Consider the following 17,024-nt stretch of genomic DNA (forward strand, 5'->3'; position numbering starts at 1 on the left):
TTGCTATTTTTCGGCGTGCCTAAACATTGGCGGAGCGACGTGTTTCGGCGCTCCGACGGGAGGACGGTTCGCCGCCGGCGGCGTCAGCGCCTCAGTAGTGCCACGGGTAGTCGCGGAATCGCGGTTCGCGCTTTTCGAGGAAGGCGTCGCGGCCCTCCTGTGCCTCCTCGGTCATGTAGGCGAGTCGGGTCGCCTCGCCGGCGAACACCTGCTGGCCGACCATGCCGTCGTCGGTCATGTTGAAGGCGTACTTGAGCATCCGCATGGCCGTCGGGGACTTCTTCGTCATCTCGTCGGCCCACTCCAGCGCCACGTCTTCGAGGTCCTCGTGGGGAATCGCCTCGTTCGCCATCCCCATGTCGACCGCCTCCTCGGCGGAGTAGGTCTTCCCCATGAAGAACACCTCGCGGGCCTTCTTCTGGCCGACCTGCTTGGCGAGGTACGCGGAGCCGAAGCCGCCGTCGAAGGAGGCCACGTCGGGGTCGGTCTGGAGGAACTTCGCGTGCTCCTCGGACGCGAGCGTCATGTCGCAGACGACGTGCAGGGAGTGGCCGCCGCCGACGGCCCATCCGGGAACGACGGCGACGACGGGCTTAGGCATGAATCGGATGAGCCGCTGGACTTCGAGGATGTGCAGGCGACCGGCCTTCGCCTCGCGGACGAGCGGGTCGTCGGAGGCGTCGGCCTCGTCGTCGTCGCGGTACTCGTAGCCCGAGCCGCCGCGAACCGACTGGTCGCCGCCGGAGCAGAACGCCCAGCCGCCGTCCTTCTCGGAGGGGCCGTTGCCGGTGAGCAGGACGCACCCGACGTTCGCGCGCTTTCTGGCGTCGTCGAGCGCGGCGTAGAGTTCGTCCACGGTTCCGGGTCGGAAGGCGTTTCGGACCTCGGGGCGGTCGAACGCGATGCGGACCGCCGGCACGTCGACGGCGCGGTGGTAGGTGATGTCGTCGAACTCGTCGGACCCCGGGACTGGCTCCCAGCGGTCGGGGTCGAAAATCTCCGAGACCATACCGAGAGGCGGCGCGGGCGGCGCAAAAAGATTCGCTTGCGGCCGCGGTTCGGGGGACGGCCCGCCGCCTGACCGCCCCCACGGCCCGGAGCTATTTGTCAGTGCGTGAACGACTCTCGCGTATGTCGGCCGCGACCACCCTCCTCGTCAGACTCGTCCACGTCGTCGGAATGGCGCTCGTCCTCGGCGGCGCGGCGTTCGCGTGGGCGACGCTCAGAGCCGGCGGTCCCGGACGCGCGGACGCCGGCGGCTCGACCGCCTCTGGCGGCGACCAGACCCCGTTCGCAGCCCTCTACGAGTCGGTTTTCTGGGCGGCGATGGGCGCGATGGTCGTCACCGGCGTCGGCAACCTCGGCGCGCTCGGCCCGCCCGGACCCTCCGGGCGCTGGGGGTCGCTCCTGACCGCGAAACTCCTCGCGGTGACCGCGTTCGTCCTCGGGTCGTTCGTCCGGACGCTCGTCGTGTTCAGGCTCCGGCGGAGCGGCCCGACTGGTTTGGGGCGCTCGCTTCTCGCCAAGAGCTACGGCGCGACAGCCGCCGCGCTCCTCGTCCTCGTCGCGCTCGCGGAGGTGCTGGCGCATGGGTGAGGCCGCCGGCGGCGTCGGGCCGCGGGGGCGCTTCGAGACGTGGGTCGTCTCGTCGTTCAACCTCGTCGCGCTGAGCCTCGTCGGACTCCTCGCGGCCCACGCGAGCGGCGCGCTCGAAGGCGAACTCGCCAACTTCGGGACGCTTCCGGGCGTCGCCGTCTTCGCGTACCTGTGGCTCCTCACCGCGGCCGCGACCCGGTGGGCGCTGGCGGACGGCGGGCTGGCCGACCTGCGGAACGGCCTCAACGGCCTGTGGCGACTCGTCCTCCGCGGGTTCGCGGCGGGCGCGCTCATCGGGGCGGCGTTCCTCCTCGGCGTCGTCCTCGTCGGCGCGGTGCTGAACGGCGCGCCACTCGTCGCGCTGGCGCTCATCGCGCTCATCGGCGTCGCGGCCGCGAGCGTCGTCGGCGGTGTCATCGGTGCTCTGTCGGTCGTCCTCGACGCCGGCTGTTACTGGGCGGCCGGCCGGCTGGTCGGGCGGTGGGCGGAGTCGAACGGCTCGGGGCGGGCCGCCGACGGGGAATGAGTGAGGAGTCAGTCAGTCAGTCTGCCCCGAAGCGGCCCGCGCGGACTCGTCAGCCACGACGCCAGCCCGACGAGTACCGCGGCCGCGATGCCGACGAGGAAGGCGGTCCCCCCGGCAAACGACCCGTACGCGACGAGTCCGGTCCCGACGAACGCGGTGGCAAGCGACCGACGGCGACCCATCGACTCGGGGTAGCCGGTGGCCTTGAACCGCGCGAGACCCCACGCGACCACGGCGACGAGCGGAGCGAGACCGAGGCCCATGAGCGGGCGCTGGACGACGAACCAGAGGACGGGAAACGCGACCACGACTGCAACGAGCGCGAGCGTTCCGCGGCGGCCGAGCGCCGGAGGATAGCCGCGCTCAGCGATATCCGAGAGGAGTACCGCGCCGAAGACGACGGTGCCGCCGGCGAAGAACCCGGCGAGCGGTTCGTAGGCGACGACGGCCGCGTAGGCGAACACGAGGACGCCGAGGAATCCGGCGACGGCGTAGACGCTGCCGCGGTACTGGCGGAAGAGTCTGGAGGACATGTCGCCACGATTCGGAGCGCGGGAGAAAAGTCAGTCGGTCGACCGGTTCGGGCAGTCGCTCAGTCGGTCATTCAGTCGGTTAGTCGGACTCGGACAGTCGCTCTCTGGCGCGGTCGGCAATGCGCTCGCGCACGCGATGAGACGACTCGGCGTCGGTGCGGACCTCGATGACGTCGGTGCCGTCGGTGGCGACCGACTCGGCGTAGGCGTCGCGGAAGTCGTCGGGGTCGACGGACGCGAACGAGAGGTCGTAGAGGTCCTCGGTGGCCGCGAAGTCGAGGCCGTGGGGCGTCTTGAACTGGTCCGTAAACGGCGGTTCGTACTCCTCGATGGGGAGCATGTGGAAGATGCCGCCGCCGTCGTTGTTGACGAGGACGATGGTCGCGTCCACGCCGAGGCGACCGAGCGCGAGCAGGCCGTTCATGTCGTGGTAGTACGCGAGGTCGCCGGTCAGGAGCGTCAGGTGGTCGGTCGCCGCGGAGCCGGCTCCGAGCGCCGAGGAGACGATGCCGTCGATGCCGGACGCGCCGCGGTTGCCGAGGACCGTCCGGGACTTCGTCGAGGGGCGCGCGAAGCGGTCGAGGTCGCGGACGGGCATCGAGTTCGAGACGAACAGCGTCGACGGCTCGGGCGCGAGGTCGGCTACGTCGGCGGCGACTCGGCCCTCGAACGTGTCGGTCTCGTCGTCGACGAGGTCCCAGTAGGCCTCCTCCGCGTCGGTCCACAGCGCGTTCCACGACTCGTCGGGGCGGTTGCGGATGAGTTGCGAGAGCCGCCACGCCAGCACCGACGGCTCGGCCTCCACGAGGTCGGTCGCGCCGAACTCGGCCTCGCGCCAGCGACCCGTCGGGTCGACGAGATACTGCCGGGCGTCGGTGCGCGCGAGGTACTTCCGGAGCGCCTTCGAGGTCGGGGACGCGCCGATGCGGACGACGACCTCCGGGTCGGCCCAGTCGGCGGTGACGCGCTCGTCGAGGTAGGCGTCGTAGCCGCCGAGGACGGTCGTCGTCCGGGTGTGGCCGCCGAATCGGAGCCCCGAAAGCGGGTCGGCGACGACGGGGAAGCCGGTCGCGTGGGCGAACGCGGCGACGGCCTCGGCGTTGAATCCCGGCGGGTCGGCGGGCCCGGCGACGACGAGCCCCCGGTCGACCGCGAGGTCGTCGGCCAGCTTTCGGAGGTGGTCGTCGGAGAGTTCCGGCGCGCCCGCGGTCGTCTTGACGTAGGGGCGGCTCCCGCTCCGGCCGTCGAGCGCCTCGGGGTCGAGGTCGGCGGGCACGTCGCCCTCGACGTACGTCGGTTCGAGCGGCTTTCTGAAGGGGAAGTTGAGGTGGACGGGGCCGGCGTCGACGCCCGTTGCCTCGGAGACGGCGCGGGCCGCGGTCGTCCGGAGGCTCCGTAGTTTCCTGTCTGTGGCCTCCGGTTCGGGCATGTCCTTGTACCAGCGGACGGCGCCGCCGTAGAGCTTCTCCTGGTCGACGGTCTGGTTGGCCCCGCTGTCGCGGAGTTCCGGCGGGCGGTCGGCCGTGAGGACGAGCATCGGCACGCGGGCCTGCGACGCCTCGATGACCGCGGGGTGGAAGTTGGCCGCGGCGGTGCCCGAGGTGCAGACGATGGGCGTCACCTCGCCCGTGCGCCGGGCGCGGCCGAGCGCGAAGTAGGCCGCCGAGCGCTCGTCGAGGTGCGAGAACGTCTCGATGTCGTCGTGGCGGTCGAACGCCTCCGTGAGGGGCGTCGAGCGACTGCCGGGTGCGGTGCACACCGCGTCGATGCCGGTGCGTGCCAGTTCGTCGGCGAAGGTCCGTGCCCAGAGGGCGTTTCGGTTCGGTGCTGTCATCTCGTCTGTGTCGTCGTGGAATCCAGTCGGGGCAAATCGGAGTCGAGTCGAATCGAGTCGAATCGGAGTCGGTCGTCGGTCCCGAGCTCAGTCGTCGCGTTCGAGTTCGTCGAGGATGGGACGGTACTTCAGTTGCACCTCGTCCCACTCGGCGTCGGGGTCGGAGTCGGCGACGAGGCCGACGCCCGCGAACAGCGTCGCCAGCGTCTCCTCGACGATTGCCGAGCGGAGGGCGACCGCGAAACTGCCGTCGCCGTCGGCGTCGAACCAGCCGACGGGCGCGGCGTACCAGCCGCGGTCGAACGGCTCGGTGTCGCGAATCACGCCGAGGGCGGCCTCGGGCGGGAGGCCGCCGACCGCGGGCGTCGGGTGGAGCGCGTCCACGAGCGAGAGGACGTGCTCGTCGCGTTCGAGCGTCGCGTCGATGGGCGTCCAGAGGTGCTGGACGGTCGCGAGCTTCCGAACCCCGCGGTCACCGACGCGGATGTCGGCCGACAGCGGCGCGAGCTGTTCCCGAATCGTCTCCGCGACGAGTTCGTGTTCGTGGTTGTCCTTCTCGCTTCCGAGCAGTTCGTTCGCCAGCCACTCGTCTTCGTCGTCGGTGTCGCCGCGGCCGGTCGTCCCGGCGAGCGCGCCGGTCTCGACCTCGCGGCCGCGGAGCGAGACGAGTCGCTCGGGCGTCGCGCCGAGGAAGCTCGCCCCGCCGTTCGGCTCGACGAGGAAGCGGTGGCAGTCGGGGTACGTCCCCCCGAGGCGGGCGAGCAGGTCGGGCGCGGCGGCGGGGCGGTCGAGTTCGACTTCGAGCGCCTGCGCGAGGACGACCTTCCGAAGGTCGCCGGCCCGGATGCGCGAGACCGCGGCGTCGACGCTCTCGTGCCACGCCTCGACCGAGGTCGTCCGGTGGCGGTCCGAGACGCCCGGCGGCCCCTCGAGGGGCGCGTCGTCGAGCGATTCGAGCGTCTCGCGGAGGTCGTCGAGTCGGTCGTCGACGGTCTCGGCGTCGGCCTCGGCGTCGACGGCGGTGACCGTGAGCCACGCGTCGTCGCCGTCGAAGGCGACCTGCGCCTCGGGGACGACGAAGCGCGCGGCCGGGAAGTCGGCCCACGGGTCGCGGCCGGTTGCCTCCTCGTGGAAGGCGAGGCCGCCGAAGAATCGCGGGCGGGCGATACCGGGGCCGTCCACGTCCGCGCCGTCGAACAGCGCCGTGGCCGCCCGGCGGACGCGCGCGAGTCGCTCGGGACCGTCGGCCTCGACGGCCACGGCGACGCCGCCGCCGACGACGGTTGGCTCGTCGGGGGCGGTCCACAGCGCCCGCGGGCGCTGCATCGCCGCGAGCGACGCCGACACGGGCGGCGCAGACAGTCGAACCGACCTGCTGACGAGGTGGGTCCCCACCTCGTCGGTCCGCAACGGTTCCATCGACCGTGGCTCAGGACCGGGGACGCTTGAAACTCTCCCTTCTGTCCCGCACCCCGGTCGGGCGACTCCGGTGGGATGTGCACATCTGTCCACCGAGCGACAACGCTGGCGGACGGGACGCGAAGCGACCGCCGAACACGCCGAAAACGCAGCGTCGGCGGACCGAAAACTCAGCTCAGCTGTACCGCTCTTCGTTCCACGGGTTCGCCGTGTTCGAGTAGCCGCGTTTCTCCCAGTAGCCGCGTTCGGGTTCGGTGAGGAACTCGACGCCCGACACCCACTTCGCGCCCTTGTAGGCGTACTTGTGCGGGGTGACGACCCGGAGGGGGCCGCCGTGGTCGGCGGGGAGGTCCTCGCCGTCGTAGCCCCAGACGAACATGACCTCGTCGCGCATGCACTGGTCGAGCGGCAGGTTCGTCGTGTAGCCGTCCATCGCGTGGAACATCACGTGGACCGCGTCGTCGTCGACGCCGACCGCGTCTGCGAGCGTCGGGAACGTGACGCCCTCGAACTCGCAGTCAAACTTGCTCCAGCCGGTGACGCAGTGGAAGTCCTGTACCTGCGTCTCGGCGGGGAGGTCGCGGAACTCGTCGAACGAGAGGTCGAGTTCGGTGTCGACCGCGCCCCACGCCTCGAACGACCACGTCTCGGGGTCCCACGAGGGCGTGCCGCTCTTGGAGAGGACGGGAAACCGCTGGGTCTCGCGTTGGCCCGGCGGGAGCCGGTCGTCGCCGAACTCCTCGTAGAGGTGGGTCACGTCGTTGGCCATGCTCGAAGCTTCGGCCCGACGCACCTATCACTAACGACTCCGGACACCCGCAGGCGACCGGGGCGACGACCGCACTAACCGAACGTAAGCGGGAATTCGCGTTCGCCCGGACGACCTTCGGAAAACCCGATTATTCCCCCGGTAGAGTTATATACGGCCCTTCCAAAGCGACGGACGTTCAGATGCCCAAAGTAGAGATTACCGTGCCGGAACACCTGGAGATGCAGATCGTCCAACTCGTCGAGCAGGGCGAGTTCGTCAACCGCGACGAGGCCATCGAGGACCTGCTGTCGACCGGTATCCGCGCGTACAAGACGAGCGGTCCGATGTCCGACGAGGACCGCGCGTACGAAGACGACGGAATGATGGGCCACGAAGACGAGTACGTCTTCTGAGCCGAGTGACAGTATCCCCCAATAACGCTTAAACCGCCCTCGCACCTACCCAACGCTCATGCACAAGGACGAACTGCTGGAGCTGCACGAACAGATGGTTATCATCAAGGACCACTTCTCGGCCCGCGACCACGTCGATTCGAGCCTGTTCGACCCCTACGACGAGCTTGCGGTCGAGCCCTCCCACGTCCACAAATCGAAAAGCGAACACAAACACGCCGTGTTCGTGCTCGGCAACGCTCTCGCGACCGCGATGAGCGACGACGAGTTCTCCAGCGCGGGCCGTATCGGCAAGCGTATGGAGGAGTTGGCCGACGACGCCGAAGGCAAAATCTGAGCGGCCGTCGACCGCGACGCGCCTCCTGACCGACCGACGCGGAGTCGTCGATGACGGCCGCGTTCGTGTCGTTCGCTAGCACTACTCAAGCAGTTCTCCGCGGGTTTCTTTATCACCCGTTCGCACGACACAGGTAGCTCATGCTAGAGATACCGGGCTGGATACCGTTCCAGCGGCTCGCCGCGCTCCTCGCGCTTCTCGCGGCCGCCGTCGCGCTCGCCGTCGTCGACAGACCGAGTCGGCTCTCGGCGGCGCTTCGGCGGCGCTTCCTGTTCGGTCTCCCGCTCGGAACGCTCGCCAGCGCCGGCGGCGTCCTCCTCGTCTATCTCGTGGTGCAGGACGGCTGGTCGTCGTGGTACCGGCCCGTCGTCATCCCGTTCCGGGCGTGGTCGTACGTCTACCCGTCCGGGATGCTGACCGCCGCGTTCGCCCACTCCAGCCCCGGGCACCTCGTCGGCAACCTCGTCGGCACGCTCACCCTCGCCCCCGTCGCGGAGTACGCGTGGAGCCACTACCCGACGCGCCGCGGGTCCACGTCGTTCGGGTCGGCCCGCGAGAACCCCTACGTTCGGTCGCTCGTCGTCTTCCCGGCGGTCGTCTTCGGCGTGGGGCTTCTGACTTCCGTCTTCGCGCTCGGCCCGGTCGTCGGCTTCTCCGGCGTCGTGTTCGCGTTCGCCGGCTTCGCGCTCGTCTTCCGGCCGCTGGCGACCGTGCTGGCGTTCGTCTCCGGGCGCGTCGTCAGCCTGTTTTACAACGCGATGCTCTCGCCCGAGGTCGTCTCGTCGGCCCGCCCCGTCTTCTCGACGCCGTGGTGGTCCCAAATCGCCATTCAGGGCCACGCCATCGGCTTCCTGTTCGGCGTCCTCCTCGGTGCGTGGCTCAGTCACCGCCGCGGGGGTTCGAACCCGCCCGCGTTCCGCAGTTTCGCCGGCGTCCTCCTGTTTGCCGTCAGCGAGTCGCTGTGGGCGGTGTACTGGTACCGCGGCGGCGAGACCTACGTGCTGTTCCGCGCGGTCGGGTTCGCGCTCGTCGTCGCGCTCGCGACCATCGTCGCGCTGACGGTCGCGGCATCCGACAAGCCGCTTCGGGCGTACGCACCCGACAACTCGCTGTTTTCGGCCCGTCGCTGGCAGGCCGGCCTCGCCGTGCTCCTCGTCGTCGTCGCGGCGCTGTCGGGGCCGGCGATGCTGTACAACACGTTCACCGCGAGCGGCGACGACTTGCCGGGCGAGAGCGTCACGGTCAGGGACTACGAGGTGACGTACGCCGAGGACGTGCCGAACGGGCTGACCGCCGTCTTCGACGTCGAACTGTTCGGCGAGTCGACGACGACCAACACCTCGGGGGTCATCGTCAAAAGCGAGCGGCGCGGCATCTGGACGACGGCCGTCTCGACGAGTCGGCTGGCGTTCGACGGCGAGTCCGCGGTCAGAGTCGGCGGTCTCGGCTGGCGCGACCGGGTGACGGCGGTCCGCGACGGCTACGTCGTCACGGGCGCGGGGGTCGCCTACCGGGTGTTCCTCGTCGCCGACGGCGAGGCGCGGCTGGCGTACGAGACCGGTCCGGTCCGGGCCGAACCCGTCGTCGCCCGGCGGAACGTCTCGGTCGTGCCGACGCCGACGGGCTACGACGTGCAGGTGTCGTCCGACAGCGGGACCGTCAGGGGGCCGATGCCGACCGAGAACACGACGACGACGCTCGACGGGATTCGGTTCGTCCGCGAGAACTCCCTCGTCTTCGCCGAATCCCGGGGGACGAAAGTCCGCATCGCGCGACAGGAGACGTACAATTAGGGCGCGGTCGGCGGGCGATTCACGCGGTGTCGGCGGGCGGTTCGCGCGGTGAGTGGTCGGCGGCGCGACCGCCGGCTCACCACTCGATGCGGAACACTTCGGCGTCGAGCTGTCGGCGGTCCTCGTCGTGGAAGTCGAACTGGCGGTCGAGGTCGAACGTCGCCCGAAAGGCGTCGGTGAGGTCGCCGCCGGCGTCGGCGACGAACGACTCGACGAACTCCTTGCTCCCCTCGTTGTGGACCGAATAGGACACGTCGGCGACCGACGCGACCGAGTCGAGGAAGGCGCGGTCGGCGTGTTCGTTGCCCCGTTGCGCGCCGAACGGCGGGTTCATGAGCACCGTGACCTGCCGGTCGTCGGAGAGACAGAGCGGCAGGCGGGTGGCGTCGGCGCGAATCCAGTCGATGGGGGCGCTCGCGCCGACCCGGCGGGCGTTGTCAGTCGCGGTGGCGAGCGCGTCGTCGTCGAGTTCGACGCCGACGACGCGGGCGGGCGAGCGGAGCGCCGCGCCGAGTCCGAGCATCCCGGTTCCGGAGCCCAAATCGAGGACCGTCGCGCCCTCGATGTCGCCGCGGAGGTCCGCGAGATGGACGAGATGCGCGGCGAGGTCCGGCGGCGTCGGGTACTGTTCGAGCGAGACCTTCGGGTTCTCGAAGCCGGCGACCACCGCCAACTGCGCCTCCAGCGCGGCCTTGGTTGCCATCAGCCGTCGATGGAACCTCGAAGCTCAAAAGCGACACCCTCGCGCCGGGCGCGCTCGCCCAGCGCCGCGAGCGCCGACTCGGCGTCGTCGGGGCGACAGCACTCCGCGACGTCGACGGCGACGCGCCCGACGCCGAGGAACGCGGCGGCGCGCACGTACTCGCGGAGGCGGTCGGACTCCGACTGCACCGCGAGCGGGGCGTCGTCGCTGAAGCGGGCTTCGACGGTGAGTTCGGCCGGGAGGTAGCCCTCCTCGGCGAGTCCGGCCTTCAGGTCGCGGAGGTGCGAGGGAGCGGTCGACTCCAGACACGACGCGTCGAGGACGACGGGAGTCAGGTCGGCGGGACGACCGGCGGCGACGGCGGCTTCGACGGACGAGGATTCGTGCGTGCTCATGTTGCACATACATTTTCTCTAGTTATGTATATATCTTTGTAAATGCGCAGTAGTAATCTAGCGGGTGGATTCGCCGGTGGCCCGCGGATATCCCCGCGAACGTGACAACCTAGAGACTAATGATGGAAGGTGTCGTACCGCCGTTGGGGGGAGCACGCTCCACCCCCATTCCCCTTGACGCCGCGCGGGCGGTTCTCTCGGCCCCACGAGGTTCTACCTAGACAGTGTCTCCCCGAACAGCGGCTACTCGTACGTGTACGCGAGCACTTCGTCGCCGGTGGCGTCCCGAACCGTGACCGTGTCGCCGCCGTTGTTCCACACCGCGCCGCCGCGACCCCAGTAGACGTCTTCATCGGTGTCGGTTCCCGACCCCGTGTGGAGCGTCAGCGACGCGCCGGGGTCGAGTTCGGTCCCCCCGGCGAACGTGTAGGTCGCGCCCGCCGCGTCGGAGACGGTCCACCCGGAGAGGTCGATGGCGGCGTCGCCGTCGTTCCTGAGCGTGACGTACTCCTCGTTCAGATTGTCGTTGTCGTTGCCCGGCGCGTCGGCGACAATCGAGAGGGAGAGGCCGTCGTCGGTGGTCGCGTCCGCGCCGCCCGCGGCCGCGCCCTCGGTCGCGCAGGCCCAGAGGCCGACCCCGCGCTCTCTGGCGTCGCGCTCGGCGCGCTCGTAGCGCTCGCGCTCCTCGAACGAACTCTCGTAGAGCCGGGCGTGGCCCTCGGTGATGAGGTCGTAGTTGAACTCCGCGCCGTCGACGACGACGTACGCGAGGAGCCGGCCGTAGTAGCCGCGCTCGCCCGCCTTCCCGTCGTACCGGAGTTCGACGGTCCGGTCGGCGAGCCGGGATTTCGCGTAGGCGCTCGCGTCCTCGCCGGCCGCCCGGAGGCAGGTCCGCCCGGCCGCCGTCTCGGGGACGCCCTCGAACTCGTCGGGCGTGTTCTCGGCGTGGACCTCCGGCGTGTCGACGCCGAGGAGTCGCACCGTCTCGCGCGCGCCGTCCGGCATGACGACCTTGATGGTGTCGCCGTCGACCACCTCGACCACCTCGACTGTCACGTCGCCCGCGGCGGCCGCGGTCGCCGGCGACCCCGACTGCGACGTCGTCGCCGCCGTCTCCGTCGCGGTCGATTCGACCGTCGTCGCCGTCCCCGCGCCGCCCCCGCCGAGACAGCCCGCGAGGACCGCGAGCGCGACGACAACGAGTGTCGCGGTAGCACGTCTGACCATTCGATTCACCGTTAGTCAGGGAACTGTATAAGTAGGTGCGTCCCGATTGCCCGAACCCGAACGCGGCGAATCGACAGACAGCGACCTGTATCATATTTCTGTTACAAAGGTTTAAATTCACGCTCCACCAGAAACCTTTTAATGGAACGTCCGAGCCGGCAGCGTCAACGAGAGGAGGAGGCAACGGCACAAGAGGACGAGCAAGTCAACTGTCCGGAGTGCGGCTCTGACCAGATCGTCACGGACGCAGACCAGGGGGAGCTGGTGTGTGACGACTGCGGACTCGTCCTCGACGAGCGACAGATTGACCGCGGTCCGGAGTGGCGGGCGTTCAACCACTCCGAGCGGCAGTCGAAGTCGCGCGTCGGTGCGCCCATCACCGAAACGATGCACGACCGGGGGCTGACGACGACCATCGACTGGAAGGACAAAGACGCCTACGGTCGCTCGCTTTCGTCCGAGAAACGCTCGCAGATGCACCGCCTGCGCAAGTGGCAAGAGCGCATCCGGACCAAGGACGCCGGCGAGCGCAACCTCCAGTTCGCCCTCAGCGAAATCGACCGCATGGCCTCGGCGCTCGGCGTCCCCCGGTCGGTCCGCGAGGTCGCGTCGGTCATCTATCGACGCGCGCTCAACGAGGACCTGATTCGCGGCCGCTCCATCGAGGGCGTCGCCACCTCGGCGCTGTACGCCGCTTGCCGTCAGGAAGGCATCCCGCGCTCGCTCGACGAGGTCGCGGAAGTGTCGCGCGTCCCGCAGAAGGAAATCGGGCGTACGTACCGCTACATCTCGCAGGAACTCGGGCTCGAACTCAAGCCCGTCGACCCCAAGCAGTTCGTCCCGCGGTTCGCCTCCGCGCTCGACCTCTCCGAGGAGGTCCAGGCGAAGGCGACCGAAATCATCGACGTGTCCGCCGAGCAGGGCCTGCTGTCGGGCAAGTCGCCGACCGGCTTCGCCGCCGCCGCCATCTACGCCGCGTCGCTTCTCTGCAACGAAAGGAAGACCCAGCGCGAGGTCGCGGACGTGGCGCAGGTGACGGAGGTCACCATCCGCAACCGCTACCAAGAACAGATCGAAGCGATGGGCTTCCGCTGAGCGTCGGCCCGCAGACCCGACCCGCGACCCGGCTCGCCGTCACCGATTGAGACCGCCCGCGACACTCAGTTTTCCACGAACACCACGACCGGCCGCCCCCAGAGGCCGGTGTCGTACTGGTGTGCGACGTAGCCGTCGAGCAGCGGCGCGACCGTCCCGCGCTCGTCGGCGGGCGCGATGACCACCGGCGGCATCGACGACCGCGATTCGAGCGCCTCCGGCGTCGCCGCCGACGCGGTGTCGGCCCCGATTCGCTCGACGTACCACGCCATCGGGAGTCGCTCGCCCCACGACTCGGGCACCGGCGGGGAGTCGGCCGCGCCGTCGGCGACGTACATCGAACTCCCGTAGTAGAGCACGTCCGGCCTCTCGTCGTCGGTCGGCCCGACCCACGCAGAGAGGTTGTCGCGGAACGACGAGAACTCCGCCGACGGCTGGGCGAACTGCGCGAGTTCGGCGTCGCGGTCGCTCGGGCCGTACACCTCGCTCGACGCCACCGCCCCGGTCTGGACGACGAGCGCGAGCAGGACGACGACCGCGGCCGCGACGCGGGGCGCGTCCCGGCCGTCGAAGGCGCGCCGCCCCCAGCGGACGAGCGCCGCGAGGCCGATTCCCGCCGGGAGCGCGAGCGGGACGACGACGTAGACGCCGAGCCACGGCGCGGACACCTCGGTCAGCATGGGGACGAACACCAGCGACGCGCCGGCCCAGTACACCGCCGCCGACACCTCCGAGCGCGGCCCGCCGGCCGTGTAGCGGTCGACGAGGAACACCGCCGCGCCGAGGAGGACGACCGGAAGCGCCGCCAGCGCGAGCGCACCGAGGAGGTCACCGAGATAGGGGAGGTACTCGTGGGTCCCGTCGGGGTAGCGGTCGACGACGCGGACGCCGACGAACCGCCGGACCGAGTCGAACAGCGCCGCGTCGACTGCGCCGAGCACCGTCCCCGGCGTGTAGAGGCCCGCGCCGTCGGTGTCGCCCGCCCGCGGCGCGAACGCGAAGACGTAGACGGCGACGAAGACGAGGAGCGCGCGAGCCGCGGGGGTCGCCGCGCCGCGGACTCGGGCGGCGTACTCACCGAGGCGCATCGCGGCCGGGCGCGCCGACGGGAGGAGCGCCGCGTGGTCGAACACGAGGAACCCGGCGACGCCGAGACAGCAGAGTGCGACGACGCCGAGTCCGGACGAGGCGACGGCGAGCGCCAGAGCCGCGGCGAGTCCGTAGGCGTTGCGCCGCCCCGCGCCGTCGACGAGGCGGAGCGCGAAGCCGAAGGCGACGAGCGCGAAGCCGACCGCGAGCACGTCGCCGCGGGCGAACCGGCCGTAGTAGACGAGAATCGGGTTCACCGCGAGGACGGCCGCGAGCCCGAGAACCTCGTCGTCAGCGAGGCGGCCGCGGAAGAGGAGCGCCGCGAGCGGGAGGGCCGCGCCGAACAGCGCGAAGGGGAGGCGGAGCGCGAAATCGGTCGCGCCGACGAGCGCGAGCGACGGCCGCGAGAGGTGATAGACCAGCGGGCCGCCGGCGACGGGGCGGTACGAGAAGAAGCCGGTTTCGAGCGACCGGAGGCTCCAGTAGCCGACGCGGGCCTCGTCCCAGTGGAGCGGCCGGTCGCCGAGGCCGACGAGGCGGACCACGAGTGCCGCGGCGGCGAGCGCGACGACGGCGAGCGTCGTTCGGTCGGGTCGCCGCCCGGCGCGGGAGGGAATCATGGGGTGACGTGGCGCGCCGGGCGGCAGAAAGGTTACGACTTGGACGGCCGCCGGCCCGCCCCTTCGAAAGCGTCATCCCCGCCGACCGGTAGCACTCGGATATGTCGCTCATCGAGTCGCTGCCCGCTCGCCCGCTCGAACCGCAGGAACTCACGTCTTTGAACCGCGCCGACGCGTTCGACCTCGTCGTCGCCGTCGAGGACGACGGCCCCGCCCGCAGTCTGCTCGTCGCCACCGAGGGGTGGGTCAAGGCTATCGCCCACGAGGACGGCGCCGGCTGGTCGGTCGTCGAGACGGTCGCACTCGACGACGAGACCGAGCGAATCGACGGCCTGCAAGCGTGCGAGGAAGCCATTCTGTCGTTCCGAGACGACGGGAACGAGGAGTAGTATTAACCCCGTTCCGAACTAAGTATAATTTGTCATGTACCGCGAAATCCTCGTCCCGACCGACGGCAGCAAGGCCGCCGAACGCGCCATCGACCACGCGCTCGACCTCGCAGAGACCTACGGCGCGCGGATTCACGCGCTGTACGTCGTCGATACCAGCATCTACACCTCGCTCGACGCCGGCGCGGACGTGGTCATCGACGCCCTCGAACGGGAGGGCGACGCCGCGACCCGACACGTCCGCGAAGCCGCCGAGGAAGCCGGCATCGACGTGCAGGCGGAGGTCGTCACCGGAACCGCCTACCGCTCCATCCGGGAGTACATCGACGGCCACGACATCGACCTCGTCGTCATGGGTACCCACGGGCGCACGGGCCTGAGCCACTACCTGCTCGGGAGCGTCACCGAGCGCGTCGTCCGCACCTCACCGGTGCCGGTGCTCACCATCCGACTGGACGACGACGAAGAAAACGAGGCGGACGCCGCGGACGAAGCGACGGACGCCGACGCCGACGCCGAGGAGTAGGCCGACAGTTTCGGGGAGTCAAGACACAGCCTCGGCCGGCGCGGTCGGTGACGGGGTCGCCGCGGCTTTGATAAACAGTTTTGGTGCGGTCGCGCATACGCCGCGGTATGACCGAGTACACCGTCGAGTTCGTCGGCACGGGCGAGACCATCACCGTCTCCGACAAGCAGACCATTCTCAAGGCCTGCATCGAGGAGGGCATCGCACAGGAGTACTCCTGCCGCGTCGGGATGTGCCTCGCCTGCTCCGCCGAGATTCTCGAAGGCGACGTCACCCAGCCCGCCGCCCGCGGGCTGACCGAGGAGGAGGCCGAGCGCTTCGCGCTCACCTGCATGGCCCGCCCGCAGAGCGACCTCAAACTCGACCGCGGCGTCTACCCGCCGAGCATCGAGGACGACGCCGCGGCCGCCGGCACCGCCGCAGACGACGACTGACGACGGGTACTCTCCGGGGGCGGCCCCGCGGCCGCCGACCCACGTTCTCAGTTCCGCATCGCGCCGCCGAGCCGACGCGCTGGCCCGACGTAGTCGCTCGACCCGCAATCTGCCCGCGAACCGCGCCTCACGCCTCGCTCGTCGCCGCGCAGTTGTTCGGCCCCAACTCGACTTCGAACGCCTCCTCGTCGGTCAGCGAGTTCCGACCGAGATTCGTCTCGATGATGCGCTCGTAGTTGGCCGGCCGCGGCGGCATATCCGAGCAGACGAACGAGACGAACGCCGCCTCGTCCATCGAGAGCGCCCCGAGCCGCTCGCGGAGCGCCCCGAGTTCCGCGACGTACGCGCCGGTTTCGTCCGGGGCCGTCCGCGGGCCGTAGTGGGCGGGCGCGACCAGCGTGTCGTCCGCGAACTCGCCGTACCGCTCCGTGAGCGTCGCGTGGAGCCGTCTCGCGGCGTCGGGCGCCCCCTCGTCGCCGTCTTCGAGGTCCGGGCGGGCGACGCTCGCTAAAAAGAGGCTGTCGCCCGCAACGAGCAGGTCTCCGAGGCGGAACGCGGTCATCTCGGTCGTGTGCCCCGGCGCGTGGACGGCGACGAGTTCCGCGCCGCCGACGCCGATAGTCTCGCCGTCAGCGACGAGTCGCGCGTCGAAGTCGAGGCCGCGGTCGGCCGCGCCCGCCGGGAGGACGGGCGTCGCGTCGGTGCGCTCCGCGACCGCTCTGACGCCGCTGACGTGGTCGGCGTGGACGTGCGTGTCGACGGCGGCGACGACCTCAGCGCCGCGCTCGCGGGCGTCTGCGACGTATCGGTCCGCGAACGCCCGAAGGGGGTCAACGACCACGGCCTCGTCGCCGACGACGGCCAGATAGGCGAGACAGCCGCTGGAGGGGCGGTCGTACTGGAGCACCGTCGCGTCCCTGTCCCCGTCCGTGTCTCCGACGGGGAGGTCGCGGGCGCGGTAGACGCGCGCCCAGCCGTCCATGCCGGTTTCGAGGTTCTCGGCGGGGACGCCGGCCTCGGAGAGCAGGCCGGCGACGTGCGCGCTCGACCGGCCCTCCGCGCAGACGACGACCACCGGCGAGGGGGCGTCTCGGAACTCGGCGGCGAGTTCGTCGACCGTCCCGCGAATCTCGGCCTGCGTGAAGCGAATCGCCGGAATCTGGGTCGCGGTCACGGCCGCGCCGTCGACGCGCCACGCCGCGAACTCGTCGCGGTCGCGCACGTCGAGCACCGCCGTGGGGTCGCCGCGGGCGAGTCGGGTCGCCAGTTCCTCGGGAGTCATACGCACACGATACGCGCGCCGGGCGGAAGAACGCTCCGCGGGTCGGAAAGAGAACAGCGGCC

At 70.4% G+C, this 17,024-nt stretch carries 19 protein-coding genes; 9 read left to right on the forward strand and 10 right to left on the reverse strand.

The window, feature by feature from the left end:
- Window positions 1–91: 91 nt before the first annotated feature.
- Window positions 92–1,009, reverse strand: coding sequence for a 1,4-dihydroxy-2-naphthoyl-CoA synthase (locus E4P24_RS07620; RefSeq protein WP_004063346.1), 918 nt, complete (start codon window positions 1,007–1,009; stop codon window positions 92–94).
- A gap of 122 nt (window positions 1,010–1,131) precedes the next feature.
- On the opposite strand from E4P24_RS07620, the gene E4P24_RS07625 reads away from it, so the two are divergent.
- Together E4P24_RS07625 and E4P24_RS07630 are read left to right on the forward strand one after the other, a co-directional pair.
- Window positions 1,132–1,596, forward strand: a complete 465-nt coding sequence (locus E4P24_RS07625; protein WP_115802578.1) for a hypothetical protein — start codon at window positions 1,132–1,134, stop codon at window positions 1,594–1,596.
- On the forward strand, window positions 1,589–2,122 hold the full coding sequence (locus E4P24_RS07630; RefSeq protein ID WP_006600293.1) for a hypothetical protein: 534 nt from the start codon (window positions 1,589–1,591) through the stop codon (window positions 2,120–2,122). Before E4P24_RS07625 ends, E4P24_RS07630 begins: the two co-directional genes overlap by 8 nt.
- 8 nt (window positions 2,123–2,130) lie before the next feature.
- Here the strand turns inward: E4P24_RS07630 and E4P24_RS07635 are convergent, their stop codons facing one another.
- From E4P24_RS07635 to E4P24_RS07650, 4 genes are all read right to left on the reverse strand, one after another.
- The gene (locus E4P24_RS07635; RefSeq protein WP_004063343.1) at window positions 2,131–2,655 is read right to left on the reverse strand and encodes a hypothetical protein; all 525 of its coding nucleotides are present in this window, start codon (window positions 2,653–2,655) and stop codon (window positions 2,131–2,133) included.
- Window positions 2,656–2,734: 79 nt separating this feature from the next.
- The gene (gene menD / locus E4P24_RS07640) at window positions 2,735–4,489 is read right to left on the reverse strand and encodes a 2-succinyl-5-enolpyruvyl-6-hydroxy-3-cyclohexene-1-carboxylic-acid synthase (protein ID WP_188148314.1); all 1,755 of its coding nucleotides are present in this window, start codon (window positions 4,487–4,489) and stop codon (window positions 2,735–2,737) included.
- Window positions 4,490–4,576: 87 nt separating this feature from the next.
- Entirely contained in the window at window positions 4,577–5,908 is a 1,332-nt protein-coding gene (locus tag E4P24_RS07645) for an isochorismate synthase MenF (protein WP_188148315.1), read from the reverse strand.
- Between the two features lie 175 nt (window positions 5,909–6,083).
- Window positions 6,084–6,677 (reverse strand): sulfite oxidase-like oxidoreductase, encoded by a 594-nt coding sequence (locus E4P24_RS07650; RefSeq protein ID WP_004063338.1) that lies wholly within the window; start codon window positions 6,675–6,677, stop codon window positions 6,084–6,086.
- Between the two features lie 182 nt (window positions 6,678–6,859).
- Between E4P24_RS07650 and E4P24_RS07655 the strand changes: the two genes are divergently transcribed.
- The 3 genes from E4P24_RS07655 (at window position 6,860) to E4P24_RS07665 (ending at window position 9,202) form a co-directional block, all read left to right on the forward strand.
- A complete protein-coding gene (locus tag E4P24_RS07655; RefSeq protein WP_004043463.1) occupies window positions 6,860–7,072 on the forward strand; it encodes a ribbon-helix-helix domain-containing protein in 213 nt (70 codons plus the stop codon).
- 58 nt (window positions 7,073–7,130) lie between these two features.
- Window positions 7,131–7,409 carry a UPF0058 family protein gene (locus tag E4P24_RS07660; RefSeq protein WP_004043462.1) on the forward strand — a complete coding sequence of 93 codons (279 nt, stop codon included), beginning with the start codon at window positions 7,131–7,133 and terminating at the stop codon, window positions 7,407–7,409.
- A gap of 140 nt (window positions 7,410–7,549) precedes the next feature.
- Window positions 7,550–9,202 carry a rhomboid family intramembrane serine protease gene (locus E4P24_RS07665; RefSeq protein WP_115802583.1) on the forward strand — a complete coding sequence of 551 codons (1,653 nt, stop codon included), beginning with the start codon at window positions 7,550–7,552 and terminating at the stop codon, window positions 9,200–9,202.
- Window positions 9,203–9,278: 76 nt separating this feature from the next.
- Here the strand turns inward: E4P24_RS07665 and E4P24_RS07670 are convergent, their stop codons facing one another.
- The 3 genes from E4P24_RS07670 to E4P24_RS07680 form a co-directional block, all read right to left on the reverse strand.
- Window positions 9,279–9,905, reverse strand: a complete 627-nt coding sequence (locus E4P24_RS07670; protein WP_115859897.1) for an METTL5 family protein — start codon at window positions 9,903–9,905, stop codon at window positions 9,279–9,281.
- On the reverse strand, window positions 9,905–10,300 hold the full coding sequence (locus E4P24_RS07675; RefSeq protein WP_004043459.1) for a hypothetical protein: 396 nt from the start codon (window positions 10,298–10,300) through the stop codon (window positions 9,905–9,907). Before E4P24_RS07675 ends, E4P24_RS07670 begins: the two co-directional genes overlap by 1 nt.
- Window positions 10,301–10,543: 243 nt before the next feature.
- On the reverse strand, window positions 10,544–11,527 hold the full coding sequence (locus E4P24_RS07680) for a lamin tail domain-containing protein (protein ID WP_115859895.1): 984 nt from the start codon (window positions 11,525–11,527) through the stop codon (window positions 10,544–10,546).
- Window positions 11,528–11,668: 141 nt separating this feature from the next.
- Here E4P24_RS07680 and E4P24_RS07685 point away from each other — a divergent pair, with 141 nt between their 5' ends.
- Window positions 11,669–12,622 carry a transcription initiation factor IIB family protein gene (locus E4P24_RS07685; protein WP_188148316.1) on the forward strand — a complete coding sequence of 318 codons (954 nt, stop codon included), beginning with the start codon at window positions 11,669–11,671 and terminating at the stop codon, window positions 12,620–12,622.
- Between the two features lie 65 nt (window positions 12,623–12,687).
- Here the strand turns inward: E4P24_RS07685 and E4P24_RS07690 are convergent, their stop codons facing one another.
- Complete coding sequence (locus E4P24_RS07690) at window positions 12,688–14,331, reverse strand: flippase activity-associated protein Agl23 (protein ID WP_188148317.1); 1,644 nt, start codon at window positions 14,329–14,331, stop codon at window positions 12,688–12,690.
- A 101-nt stretch (window positions 14,332–14,432) separates the two neighbouring features.
- Between E4P24_RS07690 and E4P24_RS07695 the strand changes: the two genes are divergently transcribed.
- The 3 genes from E4P24_RS07695 (at window position 14,433) to E4P24_RS07705 (ending at window position 15,680) form a co-directional block, all read left to right on the forward strand.
- Window positions 14,433–14,720: a hypothetical protein gene (locus E4P24_RS07695; protein ID WP_115802587.1), complete on the forward strand. Its 288-nt coding sequence runs from the start codon at window positions 14,433–14,435 to the stop codon at window positions 14,718–14,720.
- Between the two features lie 34 nt (window positions 14,721–14,754).
- Window positions 14,755–15,246 (forward strand): universal stress protein, encoded by a 492-nt coding sequence (locus E4P24_RS07700; protein WP_115859893.1) that lies wholly within the window; start codon window positions 14,755–14,757, stop codon window positions 15,244–15,246.
- A 107-nt stretch (window positions 15,247–15,353) separates the two neighbouring features.
- A complete protein-coding gene (locus tag E4P24_RS07705; protein ID WP_004043453.1) occupies window positions 15,354–15,680 on the forward strand; it encodes a 2Fe-2S iron-sulfur cluster-binding protein in 327 nt (108 codons plus the stop codon).
- 127 nt (window positions 15,681–15,807) lie between these two features.
- On the opposite strand, the gene E4P24_RS07710 is transcribed toward E4P24_RS07705, so the two are convergent.
- Entirely contained in the window at window positions 15,808–16,962 is a 1,155-nt protein-coding gene (locus E4P24_RS07710; RefSeq protein ID WP_115802589.1) for an MBL fold metallo-hydrolase, read from the reverse strand.
- Between the last annotated feature and the right edge of the window lie 62 nt (window positions 16,963–17,024).

Origin of the sequence: Haloferax sp. AS1 (genome assembly GCF_014530665.1) — an archaeon.
GTDB lineage: Archaea > Halobacteriota > Halobacteria > Halobacteriales > Haloferacaceae > Haloferax > Haloferax volcanii.